This is a genomic window from Bradyrhizobium sp. Kon37 (assembly GCF_055807535.1).
The window spans coordinates 130,431-146,448 of the sequence record NZ_JBVVOY010000013.1 but is presented as its reverse complement, the minus strand read 5'-3'; the positions used below and the strand labels follow the sequence as shown (position 1 = coordinate 146,448).

Here is a 16,018-nt window from a genome sequence, read left to right as displayed (position 1 = left end):
AACCGAAGACTTAGGAGCCTTTCTCGCCGCTCATTACCGGCCCGAAACGTTCCCAGCTCTCCCCTTTGAAGCGCATCATTTGGAGCTGTTCGATGGGAGCGAAATCGTTCGGGCCTGTCTTGATCCGAGTTCCTGGCAGATAGATGCCGATTTCGAAGTCGAGGCTAGCAGCCTGCTTCATGACGTTCTCACGTGTGAGGTTATCACCGCACTGGCGGAGTACTTGCTCCAGACCTTTGGCGACACCGTAGCCAAACACGGTTGCGGAATCGTCGAGGTCGCCTTCGGGATACCACTTCGTCATAAATGCTCGCCACTCGGTCATGGCAGCATCATCCTTCCACTCGGCGTCCTTTGGATCCTTCAGGTACGCCGTAGATAAGATGCCCTGGCTGGCCTCGTAACCGGCAGGCTTGATGACACCCCCAATCGAGCCAGAAACGTTCGTAAGAAACTGCACGGGGTGCCAGTTGAGCTCGGCTACTTTCTTGATGGCTTGAGCAGCAAACTTAGGAGTTGCGATGTTTACGAAGATGTCCGGGTTTGCACCCTTGATTTGGACGATCTGAGAATCGACTGTCGGTGAACTCGTTTCATAGGGCGCTTCCACGACGATGAGCTTCCCGGCCTGATCGCCTAAGCCATCTTTCAGCCCGACGACATAATCCTTACCGAAATCGTCATTCTGGTACAGGATCCCGACCGTCTTCCCCGGGTAATTCTGCAGAATGTACTTGCCGTAAATGCGAGCTTCGACCTGGTAGCTGGGCTGCCATCCCATGGTCCAAGGGAAGTTCTTCGGGTCATTCCACTTGGCGGCGCCTGTCGAAACGAAGAGCTGGGGCACTTTTTTAGAGTTCATGTACTTCTGGATTGCAGTGTTGCCAGGGGTGCCCAACGGATTGAAGATCAGCAACACCTCATCGCTTTCGACAAGCCTTCGAGCCTGCTCGACTGTCTTTGGCGGGCTGTACGTGTCGTCATATGAGACGAAATTGATCTTGCGGCCATTGATGCCGCCTTCAGAGTTGATCTTGGTGAAGTAGGCAGCTTCGGTCTTGCCGATCGTGGCGTAGGCCGATGCTGGACCTGAATAGGGCATGATGTTGCCCACCTTGATCTCGGTGTCGGAGGCTCCGGGGTCGTACTTCTTTTGCGCATTGGCATTGGCGGTGAGAGCGGCAATAGTTGCCGCTGTGATGGCGACCGAATAGGCGAACTTGACGTAATCACTACGCATCCTCGTCCTCCCTAAAGCTCCGGCTATTGCGCTTTTTCTAGGCTTCTCGACCGGGCTTCATGAGTATGCACGACAACGTATCGGGCGCTAGGCGGCGATAGCTGTTCCGTGGGCGTCAAGTCGACAAATGCACTGCACAATTCCCCATCTTGGAATATTTCGGAATTCGAAGGGAGTGATGGGCATTAGCCGTTATCAGAAGCAACGCCGTTGCCTTCGTTCTGGTCTATGCAAGCCGGTTGAGCAGAACGATCGATCGATATGCTCGAAATGCTGCGCCCCAGGGACTCACACCTCTTATGCATCAACGAAAGCGACGGCCAGAGCCTGCTGTGCAGGATAGCCGTGGTCGTAGACACGACCACGGCTACCAATTGACCTTAGGCTGGCTTCAGAGTTGGCCGTCACGTTCCATTTTGAACAAATGTGCCCGTGGAGCCGAACTCAAACTCGAGCTGCTTCACCACTCGCCTGAGATCAGGAAAGTAGACTGAAAAGATCAGGTCGAGGCGCTTTGCATCAAAGGTTACGCCAAGCTCGCTCAATCTGGCTTCGATCCGTCTCTGCACCCGTTCCCTGACGCTGGGCGAAACGACCGCTACTGCAAAATCAATGCAAACGGTTCTGGAGCGAATCGCCTCGTGCATCTTCGACAGGTCGTTGACTGCAAGAATAAAGCGGCAAGTTGCGTCATACCGTTCGATGATCCCACGCAAGGAAGCTTGAGCGTTCTGAGACAGGTAATCGGCTTCATCGATGAAACAAAGTTTCATGCCGGGGTCCAAAGGATAGCAACTGGCAAACCTATCGACCAGATTCCGCATCTCGCTGACACCCGTCTGGAAGGAGCCATCCAGCTCCAAGCACCCTAGTTCGCCACGGGCTTCCACGAACATCTTAGCCGTTGAGGTTTTCCCGGTTCCTGGCGGGCCATAGAACAGCATATTGACGGGCTCTTTGGCGTCGAGCATCGTTTGAAGTCGACCAATAGTCTTTTCGGCAAGAGCTAGGTCTCGCAGGTCTTTAGGACGCAATCGCTCGGCAAGCGATAATGGACGGTCGACCATTATGCCACCTCCAAGAGTTGCTGGGCCAAAAACTCAGGCAGACCTGTTACAACAAGGTCGTAACCCGCTGCTAACTTTTGTAGCTCTCGAAAAACGTCTAGCTGCTTGTCATTCGTCAGGCCCGTCGCATCCACAACGAGGCGGCAAGGCTCCCCTTCAAGGGCAGGCTGGTTTGGCGCTGATTTGCTCGTCTGCGTGCCTGCTTTTTTGCCTGACCGTGCCTCCTTGAGGTCCTTCGCAGTCATTTCCGGTTTCAAAACGGTTCCTGCGACGAGGTCATCAAATTCGGCAGGTTTGAGCCTCGCCAACTCATACAAGGTAGTCCATGCCGAAGGGAGGACGTCGCCGCACGTGAGCAGACGCCGTGCATTTTCGCCGATCGTGCGCTTTTTCCGGAACGTAGCAGACTTTGGATCAAGTCCGACCTGTTCACAGAACGCCTTCATTTGTGCCGTGCCCTGTCTCACGGCTTTGACGAGAAAGGCACATTGAATGACAGCGTCGGTTGCAGAGGTCGCCCGAAACTGCTTGTAGCCCTGCACACAATGCTGAAGCATTTCGTTGGGGTCTGACGTGGGTTCATCCTGCTCGTTCAGCAGGGCAGGCAATGACAGCTCGGCCTTATCACCTGGCCGCCAGCCGCCACCAAATCTGACGCTGTCTTGGGGAGGTGCGGTTCTTCCGAATGGTACTGTATCGTTCATAGTTGTTTCCTTGAGCAAAAAAAAACGGCCAAGGCGTGGGTCCTTGGCCGTGTCAATCGTTTGAGTGCTCCTAGGCTTTCGCCCTCAAGCTTCGAGGGATATGGCGGCTCCCTATTTTGCTTCAAGCATTTATTTGTTATTATTTTCCGAAATATTCCCGGCTTCGCTAGCAGCCTTGCCAGACGAACCCAAAAGGTGGCTGTGGCCATCTTGGTGGTGGTGTTCTAATTGCAACAAAGGTGGTCACAGACCAAAGTACCTAGAAGCCAATCTGGCGGTTGCCTTCAATCACACTTCAGCCGAACTAACATCACCACCATGATGTAGGCGGCGAAGCCGCTGCGAAGCTCTTGTTGGCTTCGGTGTAACTGGTGGCGGTCATTCACTTCAATGACCGAAGCAACTTCGGCCTCACCATCAGCGCCGTGGCCACCATGGTCTAACCACCAACAATCGCCTGCGGCGATACTCGCTACGCTCGTGGACCGTGATTGAGGTTTCGGATGTTGGATCAACCTACCGCCAATGTCTCCGTCCGCTCACACTTCAGCCGACAGACGGCCAAAGTGCTTTGAAGAATAACCTTCACCACACACCAATTTTGAATCACCATTGCTGGTACGGGGCGGTTGAGCGGTCTCCCGTTTACGTTCAGTTCTTCAACGCTAGGTCTGTAGAGCCAATTGGTCGACATCTACAGTCCTTGAGGGTCGCAGCGTAGCGTTGCCCTCATCGTGCTAGGGCCAAGGGCCTTCGCTTTAAGTTGTTGCAGGCTTTGGTTCTCGCCGAACCATTCTGTTCTCCGCTGTCAGACGTTAACAGGGCGTCGATATCGACCACGCCAAGTCATTAATGCGAGTGAAGGCATGTGATGCCAGTGCTTCCAGGCAGCCAGATTTTAGGGCCGTAGGGAAAGTCGTTGTATTTATCGCCGACAGATGCTCGATCTGGGCACCTTACAGAAACTTAATGTGGATGCGAGTGAGTGCCACATCGAGCCGGTCATTTCTCTATTGGTATTTAGACTCCGAACGGAGCCCTTGCAGTCGTTCCAAATAGAACGCAGCCCCATCAAGGCCTTGGTGCAGCTACGGTCACGGTCTCTTCCATGATCTTTGCCACGCCCCCGTCACGCACCAAGATTGCGGTATAGTAGCCGTGTAGCGGTTGATCGCCGAGCTTGGCCTGCCACTCGCCGGCATTGAACACGAAGCTGCCGATGGACCGGGATACGTTGCGTTCTACCGAGTAGTCGTGCAGATCAAGGCTGACGACGTCCTGCAGGTTGCGGCGAATGGCTTCTCGGCCGACGAATATCCCGCTTGGCGTTACTCTGATCGCATCCTCGGTGAACACTGCAGCCATGGCGTCGACATCTTTACGATTGTAGGCCTCGGCGAAATTCTTCTGCAGGTCCGCATATTGATCGTCGATAGCCTGCTGAGCGACAGCACCAAGGCACCCGACCGCCATCAGAGATCCGGCAAGTACGATCGTACGCACCATCGGAGCCAGCCTTGGTTGATGAGGCCTGCTTACTTCACCGCATCGAGCCGCAGCATCTCGTCGATACGAGCCTGGCAGTACTCTTCATAGAGAGCGTTGATGATGCGCAACATGACCCGAAATTCCCTATCCACCCGATGAAGCTGCGCCCCTTCTGTTTCGGGATCGCTTCATCGCACCCGCAATCTGGTTTCGAGCTGACGGCGTTGGCGCATCCTGCAGCGCATCAATTTCCCCGATGAAAACTTCGGTCGCTAGCAGCCCCCAAAACGCTAAAATTGCCCCAGCAGCCCAAGACGAGCCCCGACGATGCGTTGGGGCTAGTTGCGGGGTCCAAGACACTGGGGCGAAGCAAAACGCATTAGAGACTCTGGGAGAGCAGGAGTGCATCAGCAGCCCACGATGCACAGGATAAAAGGTAGGCCGTTTGACAAAAGATTGACAGCCCTGTTTGCAGCGCTGCAGGCTGTTGAAACGACTCCACAATTTTACTTCCAACGGAAGTACAAGCATTGCCACGGGCGGTATGCGTAAGGTTCGAATGTGAGGCGCCGACGTCGGCGCCTCACTGTCCCGCGAAAGCCGCGGCTTGCGCGAACTCGTAGCCCGGATGGAGCGAAGCGCAATCCGGGAATCCTGTCGCTGTGCGGGAAAGACCCGGATTACGCTTGCGCTCCATCCGGGCTACGGCCCTGCGGCGAGACGCGCAAACTGCTCGCCGCCACTCAATTCGAGCTGTCGATCAAGCTCTCCAGCAGCCGCTTCAACTCGCTCGTCGATTTGTCGCCGTAGCTCTCCAGGATGTGCTCCTCCTGGTCGACCGCGAGCGAGTTGAGCTTCTTGCTCAGCACCTTGCCGCGATCGGAGATGAACATCAGGACCTTGCGGCGATCGTTCGGGTCCTGCACGCGGTAGACCAGCGTGTCCGAGACCATGCGGTCGATCATCTTGGTCAGCGTCGGATGGTTGAGCAGCACGGCATCCGCGAGCTCGCCCATCGAATGGCCGTTGCCATCCGACAGCACTTTCAGGATGCGCCACTGCTCGACGGGTACACCTTCCTTGCTCAACCGCAGTTCGAGCTGCCGGTTGATCTCCCGGTTGGCTTGCGCGAGCAGGTAGGCGAGGTGTTCGGTGATCGGGGTGTTCGGTTTTGCCACGGCTAAGACTTTGTCTTGACCCAAATGAGTGAATGTCTTGCAATCGATGCTGCATCTATATGCACTTCAATTCTTGAATATTCAATATTTTCAAAATAGGATATTGCCCAACAATAGGGCGGGTGCCGCGGCCGCCTCTCGAATGAGCTTTCAAGCCTGGTGTCAGACAGGAGTTGGCGTGCGCGCGACGGTAAACTTCCCGGCTCACGGCGGTCCGGCGTTACCGCCGTCCTTGCTGTTCAGGAATCTGTCGTCCGCGGCAGCGGATTTCGACCTGTCGCCGGCTGACGCGCATTTCATGAAGCGCCGCGGCGCACACAACAAGCTCCGCATCGGGGGCTTCATGTGCTGCACTGGCTCGCCCGGCGTTTGGGGCCCGTGCGCGACAAGCAGTGCGCAGCTCGCCGTCGCCGAGATCAACAAGCGCGGCGGCATTCTCGGGCGCGAGATCGAGCTTTCGATCTACGACGCCGGCGGCCCGCTCGACGAGATTCTGAGCCGCGCCGAGCAGGCGATCGCGTCCGATGAGATCGACCTCATCGTCGGACTGCATACCAGCGCGGTGCGTGTGGCGCTGCGCAAGGTCACCACCCGCCACCGCATCCCCTACATCTACACGCCCGTTTACGAAGGCGGCGAGCAGACGCCGGGGGTCATGGCGATCGGCGAGACGCCGCGCTGGCAGAGCCGCCCCTCGATTCACTGGCTCGCCGACGTCAAGAAGGCGGCGCGCTGGTACCTGATCGGCAGCGACTATGTCTGGCCTTGGCAATCGCACCGCGCGGTGAAGCGCTACATCAAGGAGGCCGGCGGCCATGTCGTCGGCGAAGAGTTCGTTCCCCTCGGCGAAGACAACCACGAGCCGCATCTGGAGCGCATCCGTGCCGCGAGGCCGGACGTCGTCCTGATCTCGTTGATCGGCACCGACAGCATCACGTTCAATCGCGCGTTCGGCGAATGCGGTCTTGGCGCCACGACGCTGCGGCTTGCCGGGGCGATGGACGAGACCGTGCTGCTCGGAATCGGCGCCGACAACAGCGAGAATCTGTTCTGCGCCTCCGGCTATTTTCCCGGCATCGGATCGCGGGCCAACGACGACTTCCAGAGCCGCTATCGCGCGATGTTCGGGCCGAACGGCCCCCCGATCGGCTCGCTCGGTCAATCCAGCTATGAGGGACTGCGCTTCCTCGAGGCCGTGGCGAACAAGGCGGGCACGTTGGCGATGGGGCCGATGCTCGCGGCCGGCCGCAACATCGTCTATGGCGGCGCGCGCGGCCCCGTCACGGTCAGGAACGGTCACACCCGGATGCAAATGTATCTCGCCGGGGCGGATGGCCTCGATTTCAAGCTGATCAAACCGATCTGATGCCGGCGCGGCCATCTGCAAGCGCCCGAATCCAAAATAATACTTGAAAAGGAAAATATTTCCGTCTGTAGTATCGAAGCGAAGCCGACCGACCCGTGCCATGCAGGCGCAGGACGGCTTCCGTCCAATGCCAGGGATCAAGAAACTTCAGGAGAGCGCCGTGACAGTTGTCCTTCCCACGCCAGCCCAATTGCGCAGTGTCGCCGACCAGTGCGGCCTTTCGCTGTCCGATGACGATGTCGCCTCGTTCCGCGGCCTGATGCAGGGCTCGATCGAAGCCTACAACCTCGTCGGAGCCATGCCCGACGAGGTGCCGGAGGTCAAATATCCCCGCACGCCGGGCTATCGGCCCTCGCCGGAAGAGAACCCGCGCAACGCCTGGTATCGCAAGTCGACCGTGAAGGGGGCGGCGAGCGGCAAGCTCAAGGGCAAGACGGTGGCACTGAAAGACAACATCATGCTCGCCGGCGTTCCCATGATGAACGGCTCGGCGACGCTCGAGGGTTACGTCCCCGATTTCGACGCCACCATCGTCACCCGCATGCTGGATGCCGGCGCCGAGATCGCCGGAAAAGTCCATTGCGAATCCTTCTGCATGTCCGGCGGCAGCCACACCAACGCGGTCGGCGCCGTCCACAATCCGCACAAGATGGGCTATTCGGCCGGCGGCTCGTCGTCAGGCTCAGGCGTCGTCGTCGCGCTCGGCGAGGTCGACATGGCGATCGGCGGAGACCAGGGCGGTTCGATCCGCATGCCGTCCTCGTTCTGCGGCACCTACGGCATGAAGCCGACCTGGGGCCTCGTGCCCTACACCGGCATCATGCCGATCGAGGTGTTCGTCGATCATACCGGCCCGATGACGGCGACCGTCGCCGACAACGCGCTGCTGCTCGAAGTGCTGGCCGGCGACGACGGCTACGATCCCCGCATCAAGGCGCCCAAGGTCGAGGAGTACACCAAGGCGCTCGGCCAGGGCGTCAAGGGCATGAAGATCGGCATCCTCAAGGAAGGTTTTGAGCAGGCGAATGCGGAGGCCGCCGTGAACGAGAGCGTGCGGGAGGCCGCAAAGCGTTTTAGGGATCTCGGCGCCACCGTCGAGACGGTTTCGATCCCGATGCATCTCGCCGGCCCCGCGATCTGGACGCCGATCGGCACCGAGGGCATGACCCAGACCATGATGTATGGCGACGGTTATGGGCTGAGCCGGTCCGACCTCTATTCGACCACGTTGATGGACTTCCATCGCGGCTGGCGGCGGCAGGCGGATTCCCTGTCCGAAACCACAAAGCTGTTCCTGCTGCTCGGCACCTACATCAACAATACTTTCGGTCCCCGCTATTACGGCAAGGCGCTCAACATCTCGCGACGCCTGACCGCGGCTTACGACAAGGCCTTCAAAGACTACGATTTGCTGCTGCTGCCGACCACGCCGATGAAGGCGACGAAGCTGCCGGAACCCACGGCCACCCGCGAGGACTATGTCGCGCGTGCGCTGGAGATGATCTCCAATACCGCGCCGTTCGACATCACCCATCATCCGGCGATGTCGCTGCCCTGCGGCATGGTCGACGGCCTGCCCGTCGGCCTGATGCTGGTCGGCCGCATGTTCGAGGAATCCACCATCTACCGCGCCGCGCATGCCTTCGAGCAGATCGGCGACTGGAAGAAGATGTGAGCGAGGCATTGATGCGGGCCAACGGAACAGGGAAGCGTTTTCGGACGCGTCAAGACAACATGCCGGAGCCCCGTTCCGATTCCTTCGGAACGGGAAAGGCTCCGGCGCATGGCTAACGCGTTCGTCGCGGCGTTCGAGATCCTGAGCTTCGGCGCGATCATCGTCCTGATCGTGCTGGGCCTCGGGATCATCGCCAGCATGATGGGCATCTTCAACTTCGCGCAGGGCGAGTTCGTCCTGCTCGGGGCCTACATTACCTATCTCGCCTACGCCAAGGGCCTGCCGATCTGGGCCGGCATGGTCGCCGCGCCCTTCGTCGTCGGCGCGCTCGGCTTCGTACTGGAGGCGCTGATCATCCGACGCTTCTACGCAGCCCCCATCGTCGCCATGCTCGGCACCTATGCGCTCGGCCTGATCATCCGCGAATCCGTGCGCGGCCTGATCGGCGGCTTCTATCTCACCGTGCCGGAGCCGATCGGCGGCTCGATCGATATCGGCGCCATGCACATTTCGGCCTGGCGCTTCACCATTATCGTCATCACGGCGCTGGTGATGGGCGGCTGCTATCTGCTGCTGGCGCGCACCAGCTTCGGCCTGCGCGTGCGCGCCACGCTGGAAAATCCATCGCTGGCCCGCGCCTCCGGAATCTCCACGCCGCTGATCTATGGCGCCACCTTTGCGTTTGGCGCGGCGCTTGCCGGCCTTGCCGGCGCGCTGATCGTCCCCGTGTTCAGCCTGTTCGCCGATCTCGGCCTGCGCTTCCTGATCCAGGGCTTTGTCGCGGTCATGGTCGGCGGCGTCGGCTCCTTCATTGGGCCGGTCGCGGGCGCCGGCGTCATCGGCACGCTCAGTGCCGCGCTGCCCTGGGTGATGGCGCCCGTGGTGGCCGATGTCCTCGTCTTCGTTCTCGCCATCGTCTTCATCAAATTCCGGCCGCAGGGCCTCATTGCTGGAAAAGGGGTTTAGTCACATGTCCGATCGTACTCAGCTCTCCCGCCGCCGCTTCCTCTCGAATTTCGCCTTTGCCTCCGGCGCGGTCGCAACCGGCGTCGGCAGCTGGGTGATCCCGGCGCCCTGGGCCAATGCGGCCGAAGCCCCGATCAAGGTCGGCATCGCCACCGACCTCACGGGGCCGATCGCCTACGCCGGCAATGCCGACGCCAACGTCGCCAAGATGGTGATCAAGGAGATTAACGCGGGCGGCGGTCTGCTCGGCCGCCCGCTCGAGCTCTACATCGAGGACACCGCCTCGAACGAATCCGTCGCGGTCGGCAACGTCCGCAAGCTGATCCAGCGCGACAAGGTCGACATGGTGCTCGGCGGCATCACCTCGTCGATGCGCAACGCCATCAAGGACCCGATCGTCGCGCGCGGCAAGACGCTCTACATCTATCCGCAGCTCTACGAAGGCAAGGAGTGCACGCCGTATCTGTTCTGCACCGGGCCGACGCCCGCGCAGCAGTGCGACGAGTTCATTCCCTGGCTGATCAAGAACGGCGGCAAGAAGTTCGCGCTGCCGAGCGCCAACTATGTCTGGCCGCACACGCTCAACGTCTACGCGCGCAAGGTGATCGAGGCCAACGGCGGCGAGGTCGTGTTCGAGGAATATTATCCGCTCGACCAGGTCGACTTCTCCTCGACCGTCAACCGCATCATCTCCAACAAGGTCGACGTCGTCTTCAACACCGTCATCCCGCCGGGCGTCGGCCCGTTCTTCAAGCAGCTTTATGAAGCCGGCTTCCTCAAGAACGGCGGACGGCTGGCCTGCGTCTACTATGACGAGAACACACTCAACATCAATCAGGCCGCCGAGATCGAGGGTCTCGCCAGCTGTCTCGACTATTTCAAGGTGTTGACCAAGGAGAACCCGTTCGACGCGAAAATCCAGGCGGCCTACGAGAAGGATTTCCCGGGCAACTTCCTGTTCGCCGCCGGCAGCGCCGCCACCGGCACCTATCGCGGGCTGAAGCTGTGGGAAGCCGCCGTCAAGGAAGCCGGCAAGATCGACCGCGAGTCGGTCGCGGCTACACTCGACCACGCCAAGATCGCCGAAGGCCCCGGCGGACCGGCCGAGATGGTGCCGGGCAAGCGGCATTGCAAGATGAAGATGTACACTGCGGTCGCCAAGGGCGGGAACTACGAGATCGTCGGACGCAGCGACGGGCTCGTCGATCCCAAGGAATGCTAAAGTCGAATGCCGAAAGCGATGGGCGCAGTGAAGCAGGCAGTCCCCGCCGAGATCGGCGGGGAGCCGAACGTTGCCATGGTTGAACACGGATCAGCAGGGCAAGCCGGTTCGGTGCGGAAAATCCTGCCGATCGTGGAGGGCGTCGTGCTCGCCGCTGCGCTGTTCGCGCCGCTGGTGCTGCAGGACTACCTCACGGTGTTCGCGACGCGGGTGATCATCCTCGCGCTGTTCGCGCTCTCCTTCGACCTGGTTTGGGGCTATGCCGGCATCATGAGCTTCGGCCAGGCGCTGTTTTTCGGCTCGGCCGGCTATGGCGTGGCGCTGCTCGCGCGCGACCTCAACATCACCAACATCTTCCTGGTGCTCCCTGCGGGGACGCTGATCGGCCTCACCTTTGCGCTGCTGCTGGGCGGCTTCCTGCTGCTGGGACGGCATCCCTCCAGCGTGATCTTCGTCTCGCTGGGCACGCTGACCGGCTCCTACGCCGCCGATCGGCTGGCGCGCGGCTGGTACTATCTCGGCGGCCAGAACGGTATCCCCTCGATCTCGTCGATGACGCTCGGCAGTTACGAATTCTCGGAAGGGCCGCCGTTCTATTATCTCGTGCTTGGCCTTCTTATTGTGGTCTATCTCCTCTGCCGTTTTCTGGTGCGCTCGCAGTTCGGGTTGGCGCTCGCAGGATTGCGCGAGAACGAGCAGCGCATCGCCTTTTTCGGCTACAAGGCGCAGCACCTCAAGGCGATCATTTTTGCGATCGGCGGCGCGGTGGCGGGTCTTGCCGGAAGCCTCTACGCCTTCCACGAAGGTTTCGTCTGGCCCAACATGGTCGGCGTCGTGGTCTCGACGCAAGTGGTGCTCTATGTGCTGTTTGGCGGCTCCGGCACGCTGATCGGCGCCGTCATCGGTGCCGTCATCGTCGAGGGCGTCAGCTTCTGGCTCTCGGACAATTATCGCGAGGTCTGGCCGATCATCCTCGGCGTGCTGCTCCTGCTCGTGATCCTGTTCCGGCCGCTCGGCCTGATCAGTTTCGTGCTCGGCGAGCGCGAGCGGGTCGGCAGCTTTGGTGGCAAATCCAGGAAGACCGGGAAGGAGAAGCGCGATGCCGCTCCTTGAAGCCACCGGGGTCAAGAAGATCTTCGGGAAGCTCACCGCGCTCGATGGCGCCGCGCTCACTGTCGGCGAGAACGAGTTTCACGGCCTGATCGGTCCGAACGGCTCCGGCAAGAGCACGCTGATGAAGTGCATTGCCGGCGCCGAAATGCCGACGCAGGGCAAGGTGCGTTTCATCAACACCGACATCACCGCGTTCACGCCGACCGAGCGTGCCCGCGCCGGCATGAGCCTGAAATTCCAGATCACATCCGTGCTGCCGACGCTGACGCTCTATGACAACATCCTGCTCGCGTTGCAGGCGCAGTCGTCGCTGTTCGACCTCGTGTTCTCGCGCACGCGCGGGCTCCTGCACGATCAGGTCATGACCATGCTGACGCAGTTCCGCCTCGCCGATCGCGCGTTCGACGCGGCCGCGGCCCTGTCGCACGGCCAGCAGCAATGGCTGGAGATCGCGATGGCACTTGCCGGCAAGCCGAAACTTCTGCTGCTGGACGAGCCGACCGGCGGCATGAGCCTGGAGGAGCGCCGCGTCACCGGCGAACTGTTGCAGCCGATCAAAAAGCATTGCTCGCTCGTCATCGTCGAGCACGACCTCGATTTCATCCGCGACATCTGCGATCGCCTCACCGTGCTCGACCAGGGCAAGGTACTGGCATCCGGCACAGTGTCGGAGATCCAGGCCAACAAGGCCGTCCAGGAGATCTATTTGCGCCGTGCCTGAATTTTTGGACATCAAGCATCTCGACGCCGGCTATGGCCGCAGCCAGGTCCTGTTCGACGTCAACCTCGGCATTCCCTGGCGCGGCGGTGTCGCCGTGCTGGGCCGCAACGGCGCCGGCAAGACCACGCTGATGAAGACCATCGTCGGCGAGCTGCCGGCGTGGAAGGGCGAGGTCGCCTTCGACGGCCGCGACATCAGCCGCCGCGCGACGCAGGAGCGCGTGCGCGCCGGCATCGGCTACGTACCGCAGGAGCATTCGGTGTTCGCGCGCCTGTCGGTGCGCGACAACCTCGCGGTCGGCTCGCTCGCGAGCAGAAAAGCTGACGCCGTCGACCACGTGCTGACCATCTTCCCAAAGCTCGGCCAGCGCCTCGACCAGCCCGCCGGCACGCTTTCCGGCGGCGAGCGCAAGATGCTCGCCATCGGCCGCGCCATGCTGGGCGATCCAAAACTGCTTTTGCTCGACGAGCCGACCGAGGGCGTCTGGATCGGCGTGATCGAGGAGATCACTGAGCGCCTGATCGAACTCGCGAAAACCATCGCCGTCATCATCGTCGAGCAGCACCTCGACCTCGCACTGCGCGTCGCCGATTACGCCTACGTGCTCGACCGCGGCCGCGTCGCGCTGCAAGGCGAGGCAGGCGAGGTGAGGGGCAATCCGGAATTGCTGCGGTATCTGGCGCCGTAAGAGCGCGCGTGAAGCGCGTCGCTCGCAGCACGCACTCTGCGAACTCCGTCATCCTGAGATGCGAGCGCCCGATGCGCAGCATCGCAAAGCGAGCCTCGAAGGATGAACGCCAATCCACCAGCCGGGCCGTGGCCATTCGAGGGCCGCTGAAGAAGCGGCCACCTCAGGGTGACGGGGAAGTACCGGCGAGAAACGGATTGACGATGGACAGCCCGCCGATGCTGCGGCCGTGCTGCATGTCCTCGCTATACAGCGTCTCGCAGCCAGCCTCGATTGCGGCCGCTACGATCAGAGCATCGTAAAAGGCAAGCGTATGGTCGCGCGCAAGCGCAAGCGCCGTAGCGTGCGTGTCGGCGGTGAGCGGTGTGATATCCGGAAACCGAAATCGGATGGCTTGCACCGCAGCCTCGATCACGGACCAGTCCTGTCTTTGCTTCTTGCGCAGGACGTTGGTGAACTCGTTCAGCACCTGCGCACTGATGACGCCGCCGCCAGCAATTGTGGTCAGCGCGCGCTCGCGCCGGATGTCGGCCGAAAAGGCATAGACCAAGATGTTGCTGTCGAAGAACGAGCTCATCTCTCGTTCGCTTCGTCGCGGTCGAATTTGTAACCCTCGGGGAGGGGGATCCGGAACTGCTCGGCTTGCTTGAGAAATTCCGCTCGTCTGTCGACCTTCTCGACTGCGATCTGGCCTGTCGAAGCCTCTACGACGTTGAGCTCGTCACCGGGGGAGAGGTTCAAGGCCTCAACGAGTGCCTTAGGCAGGCGGACTGCGAGGCTGTTACCCCATCTGGAGACCAGCATGGGAAGCTCCATGATATACAAGATTATTGTATATCATGGCGCGGATATCATCGCAATTCAAGGGCTTCAGGTCTTGGAATGCCGCTCATCACACGGGACGGCCGTCAGCTTGGTAAGATTCGGGAAGGGCGAGAGGTTCCGCCCGCCCTACTTCACCGCCCCAAACCGGCTGTCGAACGAATTCGACTGCACCACCGGCGCGGCGCCCATGATCTGGGTCGCTTCACCCGCGCCATCCGACACCGACGGCTTCAGCGTCGGGCGCGTCGCCGCGAGGCGGGTGTCGGGCTTCGCAGGTTCGGCGGGCTTGGCTGCGGCAACAGCCGGCTTCGGCGCATCCTTCGCTGCATCCCTGGATGTGTCGCGACCCGGCACGAACCGGGTCACCGCGGCCTTCAGCCGGGACGCTGCGGTGGGCGGCGTCGTGGTCGTCGCGGCCGGGGCGACGGATGCCGTGGCCTGCGGCGGCGGCGTGGTCGCCGTCGCGTCGGCGTTGCCCACGCCCATCTTGCGGCCGAGATTCGAGAAGAAGCCGGATTTCTCGGGCGGGGCTGCGGTGGCGACGCGGGCGTTGGCGGCGGGCGCGCTGACGGCGACGACCGGCTCTTCCTGCGGCGAGGGCGCGGCTGCATCGAGATTCGGCTTCGGCGGATTGACGTGTCCCGGGATCGTGCCCGGCGCCTTCGCCATCGCCAGCATCTGCAAGGTCGTGCCTTCGGCGCCCTCCGACAGACCGGTCGAGCCTTCCGGAATCTTCGCGGCGAAGATCTTGTTCATGCCGCCGTCGATGCCGGTGTTCATGCGCGCAACGGGCGTGCCGCGCGAAACCAGCTTGCTGTACTCGGCCTGGTCGCGCGCTTCCTTCTCGCGCACGGCGCTGGCGATCTCCTCGGGGATCACATAGGCCGGGCACTTTGCGGACGCGTCGAACACCGGATCACGCTTGGCGTCGGGCGCCTTCGCCGCGTCGAACACGTACTTCTTCTCGCAGAAATCGACCTTCGGCTCCTGGCGCGTCACCTCGAAATGATCATAGCCTTCTTTGATCATCTTCCAGAACGGCATGTTCGGATTGTTCCGGTGCTTGGCCATGTTCACCGGCGTCATCTTGAACGGATAGGCCTGCAGCTGGAACGCCTTTTGGCCGCCGAAGAAGGATTCGCGCCCGAGCGAGTAGATCTCGGCGATCTGCTCGTCCGTCATCGCGTAGCAGCCGCGCGAGGAACAATCGCCATGCACCATCAGCTGCGAGCCGCTGCGGCCCAAGGCCTTGTCGAACGCGTTCGGATAGCCCGTGTTGAACGACAAATAGTACGCCGACTGCGGATTCATCTGGCCCGGATTGATCGAGTAGAATCCTTCCGGCGCCTGGCGGTCGCCTTCGCGCACCTTCGGGCCGAGGTCGCCCGACCAGCGACAGATCGGATAGGTCTTGAGCAACGCGAACTGGCCGTTGCGGGTCTGCTTCCAGACCTCGAGCTCGGCCTCCTGCTTGAACAGGCGCACCAGGATCGGCGATTGCAGGTCCATGTCCTTCTCGACCATCGCGGCGAGAAGTTTTGGCGGGACGGGCTGGTTGGCCTTGGCATTGGTCGCAAGCGAAACCTGGTCGGTGTCGCAGCCGGCCAGCACAAGGCTGGCGGCAAGCGCCACCGAAACCAGAAACGCGCGAGCAAGCGAACGAGAAATCAAGATGGACCCCACACCGTCCAAGGCATCGCGCGCAAACCCCAATCTTGAAGCATGATCCGACCGGAGACCCGGACCCGTCGCGACGGGCTTTTTC

Annotated in this window: 16 protein-coding genes; 8 read left to right on the top strand and 8 right to left on the bottom strand. The window is 61.0% G+C overall.

The window, feature by feature from the left end; genetic code table 11:
- Nucleotides 1–10: 10 nt before the first annotated feature.
- The 4 genes from AC0L3J_RS23290 to AC0L3J_RS23275 all read right to left on the bottom strand — a co-directional run bounded on the left by AC0L3J_RS23290 (nucleotide 11) and on the right by AC0L3J_RS23275 (nucleotide 4,517).
- Entirely contained in the window at nucleotides 11–1,240 is a 1,230-nt protein-coding gene (locus AC0L3J_RS23290) for an ABC transporter substrate-binding protein (protein WP_473348392.1), read from the bottom strand.
- 404 nt (nucleotides 1,241–1,644) lie between these two features.
- Entirely contained in the window at nucleotides 1,645–2,307 is a 663-nt protein-coding gene (locus AC0L3J_RS23285; protein WP_473348391.1) for an AAA family ATPase, read from the bottom strand.
- Nucleotides 2,307–3,011 carry a hypothetical protein gene (locus AC0L3J_RS23280; protein ID WP_473348390.1) on the bottom strand — a complete coding sequence of 235 codons (705 nt, stop codon included), beginning with the start codon at nucleotides 3,009–3,011 and terminating at the stop codon, nucleotides 2,307–2,309. The genes AC0L3J_RS23285 and AC0L3J_RS23280 overlap by 1 nt, the downstream gene beginning before the upstream one ends.
- A gap of 1,071 nt (nucleotides 3,012–4,082) precedes the next feature.
- Nucleotides 4,083–4,517 carry a YybH family protein gene (locus tag AC0L3J_RS23275; protein ID WP_473348389.1) on the bottom strand — a complete coding sequence of 145 codons (435 nt, stop codon included), beginning with the start codon at nucleotides 4,515–4,517 and terminating at the stop codon, nucleotides 4,083–4,085.
- An 11-nt stretch (nucleotides 4,518–4,528) separates the two neighbouring features.
- Here AC0L3J_RS23275 and AC0L3J_RS23270 point away from each other — a divergent pair, with 11 nt between their 5' ends.
- Complete coding sequence (locus AC0L3J_RS23270; RefSeq protein WP_473348388.1) at nucleotides 4,529–4,759, top strand: hypothetical protein; 231 nt, start codon at nucleotides 4,529–4,531, stop codon at nucleotides 4,757–4,759.
- A gap of 483 nt (nucleotides 4,760–5,242) precedes the next feature.
- On the opposite strand, the gene AC0L3J_RS23265 is transcribed toward AC0L3J_RS23270, so the two are convergent.
- The gene (locus tag AC0L3J_RS23265) at nucleotides 5,243–5,677 is read right to left on the bottom strand and encodes a MarR family winged helix-turn-helix transcriptional regulator (protein ID WP_007599198.1); all 435 of its coding nucleotides are present in this window, start codon (nucleotides 5,675–5,677) and stop codon (nucleotides 5,243–5,245) included.
- A 178-nt stretch (nucleotides 5,678–5,855) separates the two neighbouring features.
- Between AC0L3J_RS23265 and AC0L3J_RS23260 the strand changes: the two genes are divergently transcribed.
- The 7 genes from AC0L3J_RS23260 to AC0L3J_RS23230 all read left to right on the top strand — a co-directional run bounded on the left by AC0L3J_RS23260 (nucleotide 5,856) and on the right by AC0L3J_RS23230 (nucleotide 13,428).
- Complete coding sequence (locus tag AC0L3J_RS23260; protein WP_473348387.1) at nucleotides 5,856–7,043, top strand: substrate-binding domain-containing protein; 1,188 nt, start codon at nucleotides 5,856–5,858, stop codon at nucleotides 7,041–7,043.
- Between the two features lie 160 nt (nucleotides 7,044–7,203).
- Complete coding sequence (locus tag AC0L3J_RS23255; protein ID WP_473348386.1) at nucleotides 7,204–8,718, top strand: amidase; 1,515 nt, start codon at nucleotides 7,204–7,206, stop codon at nucleotides 8,716–8,718.
- Nucleotides 8,719–8,826: 108 nt separating this feature from the next.
- Nucleotides 8,827–9,684 (top strand): branched-chain amino acid ABC transporter permease, encoded by an 858-nt coding sequence (locus AC0L3J_RS23250; protein WP_063992465.1) that lies wholly within the window; start codon nucleotides 8,827–8,829, stop codon nucleotides 9,682–9,684.
- 4 nt (nucleotides 9,685–9,688) lie between these two features.
- On the top strand, nucleotides 9,689–10,906 hold the full coding sequence (locus AC0L3J_RS23245) for a substrate-binding protein (RefSeq protein WP_007599205.1): 1,218 nt from the start codon (nucleotides 9,689–9,691) through the stop codon (nucleotides 10,904–10,906).
- A gap of 6 nt (nucleotides 10,907–10,912) precedes the next feature.
- Nucleotides 10,913–12,019, top strand: a complete 1,107-nt coding sequence (locus AC0L3J_RS23240) for a branched-chain amino acid ABC transporter permease (protein WP_473348385.1) — start codon at nucleotides 10,913–10,915, stop codon at nucleotides 12,017–12,019.
- The gene (locus AC0L3J_RS23235; protein ID WP_473348384.1) at nucleotides 12,006–12,740 is read left to right on the top strand and encodes an ABC transporter ATP-binding protein; all 735 of its coding nucleotides are present in this window, start codon (nucleotides 12,006–12,008) and stop codon (nucleotides 12,738–12,740) included. The genes AC0L3J_RS23240 and AC0L3J_RS23235 overlap by 14 nt, the downstream gene beginning before the upstream one ends.
- Nucleotides 12,733–13,428 (top strand): branched-chain amino acid ABC transporter ATP-binding protein, encoded by a 696-nt coding sequence (locus AC0L3J_RS23230; RefSeq protein ID WP_007599215.1) that lies wholly within the window; start codon nucleotides 12,733–12,735, stop codon nucleotides 13,426–13,428. The genes AC0L3J_RS23235 and AC0L3J_RS23230 overlap by 8 nt, the downstream gene beginning before the upstream one ends.
- Before the next feature lie 163 nt (nucleotides 13,429–13,591).
- Here the strand turns inward: AC0L3J_RS23230 and AC0L3J_RS23225 are convergent, their stop codons facing one another.
- The 3 genes from AC0L3J_RS23225 to AC0L3J_RS23215 form a co-directional block, all read right to left on the bottom strand.
- On the bottom strand, nucleotides 13,592–14,005 hold the full coding sequence (locus tag AC0L3J_RS23225; RefSeq protein WP_473348383.1) for a PIN domain-containing protein: 414 nt from the start codon (nucleotides 14,003–14,005) through the stop codon (nucleotides 13,592–13,594).
- Entirely contained in the window at nucleotides 14,002–14,232 is a 231-nt protein-coding gene (locus tag AC0L3J_RS23220) for an AbrB/MazE/SpoVT family DNA-binding domain-containing protein (protein WP_473348382.1), read from the bottom strand. Before AC0L3J_RS23220 ends, AC0L3J_RS23225 begins: the two co-directional genes overlap by 4 nt.
- A gap of 147 nt (nucleotides 14,233–14,379) precedes the next feature.
- Nucleotides 14,380–15,924 (bottom strand): L,D-transpeptidase family protein, encoded by a 1,545-nt coding sequence (locus AC0L3J_RS23215; protein ID WP_473348381.1) that lies wholly within the window; start codon nucleotides 15,922–15,924, stop codon nucleotides 14,380–14,382.
- Nucleotides 15,925–16,018 lie beyond the last annotated feature (94 nt).

Excerpts from the sequence above, each read along its gene's own strand:
- AC0L3J_RS23240 (WP_473348385.1), top strand. The coding sequence starts at position 10,913 with ATGCCGAAAGCGATGGGCGCAGTGAAGCAGGCAGTCCCCGCCGAGATC.
- AC0L3J_RS23245 (WP_007599205.1), top strand. The coding sequence starts at position 9,689 with ATGTCCGATCGTACTCAGCTCTCCCGCCGCCGCTTCCTCTCGAATTTC.
- AC0L3J_RS23225 (WP_473348383.1), bottom strand. The coding sequence starts at position 14,005 with ATGAGCTCGTTCTTCGACAGCAACATCTTGGTCTATGCCTTTTCGGCC.
- AC0L3J_RS23235 (WP_473348384.1), top strand. The coding sequence starts at position 12,006 with ATGCCGCTCCTTGAAGCCACCGGGGTCAAGAAGATCTTCGGGAAGCTC.
- AC0L3J_RS23220 (WP_473348382.1), bottom strand. The coding sequence starts at position 14,232 with ATGCTGGTCTCCAGATGGGGTAACAGCCTCGCAGTCCGCCTGCCTAAG.
- AC0L3J_RS23250 (WP_063992465.1), top strand. The coding sequence starts at position 8,827 with ATGGCTAACGCGTTCGTCGCGGCGTTCGAGATCCTGAGCTTCGGCGCG.
- AC0L3J_RS23275 (WP_473348389.1), bottom strand. The coding sequence starts at position 4,517 with ATGGTGCGTACGATCGTACTTGCCGGATCTCTGATGGCGGTCGGGTGC.
- AC0L3J_RS23290 (WP_473348392.1), bottom strand. The coding sequence starts at position 1,240 with ATGCGTAGTGATTACGTCAAGTTCGCCTATTCGGTCGCCATCACAGCG.
- AC0L3J_RS23280 (WP_473348390.1), bottom strand. The coding sequence starts at position 3,011 with ATGAACGATACAGTACCATTCGGAAGAACCGCACCTCCCCAAGACAGC.
- AC0L3J_RS23285 (WP_473348391.1), bottom strand. The coding sequence starts at position 2,307 with ATGGTCGACCGTCCATTATCGCTTGCCGAGCGATTGCGTCCTAAAGAC.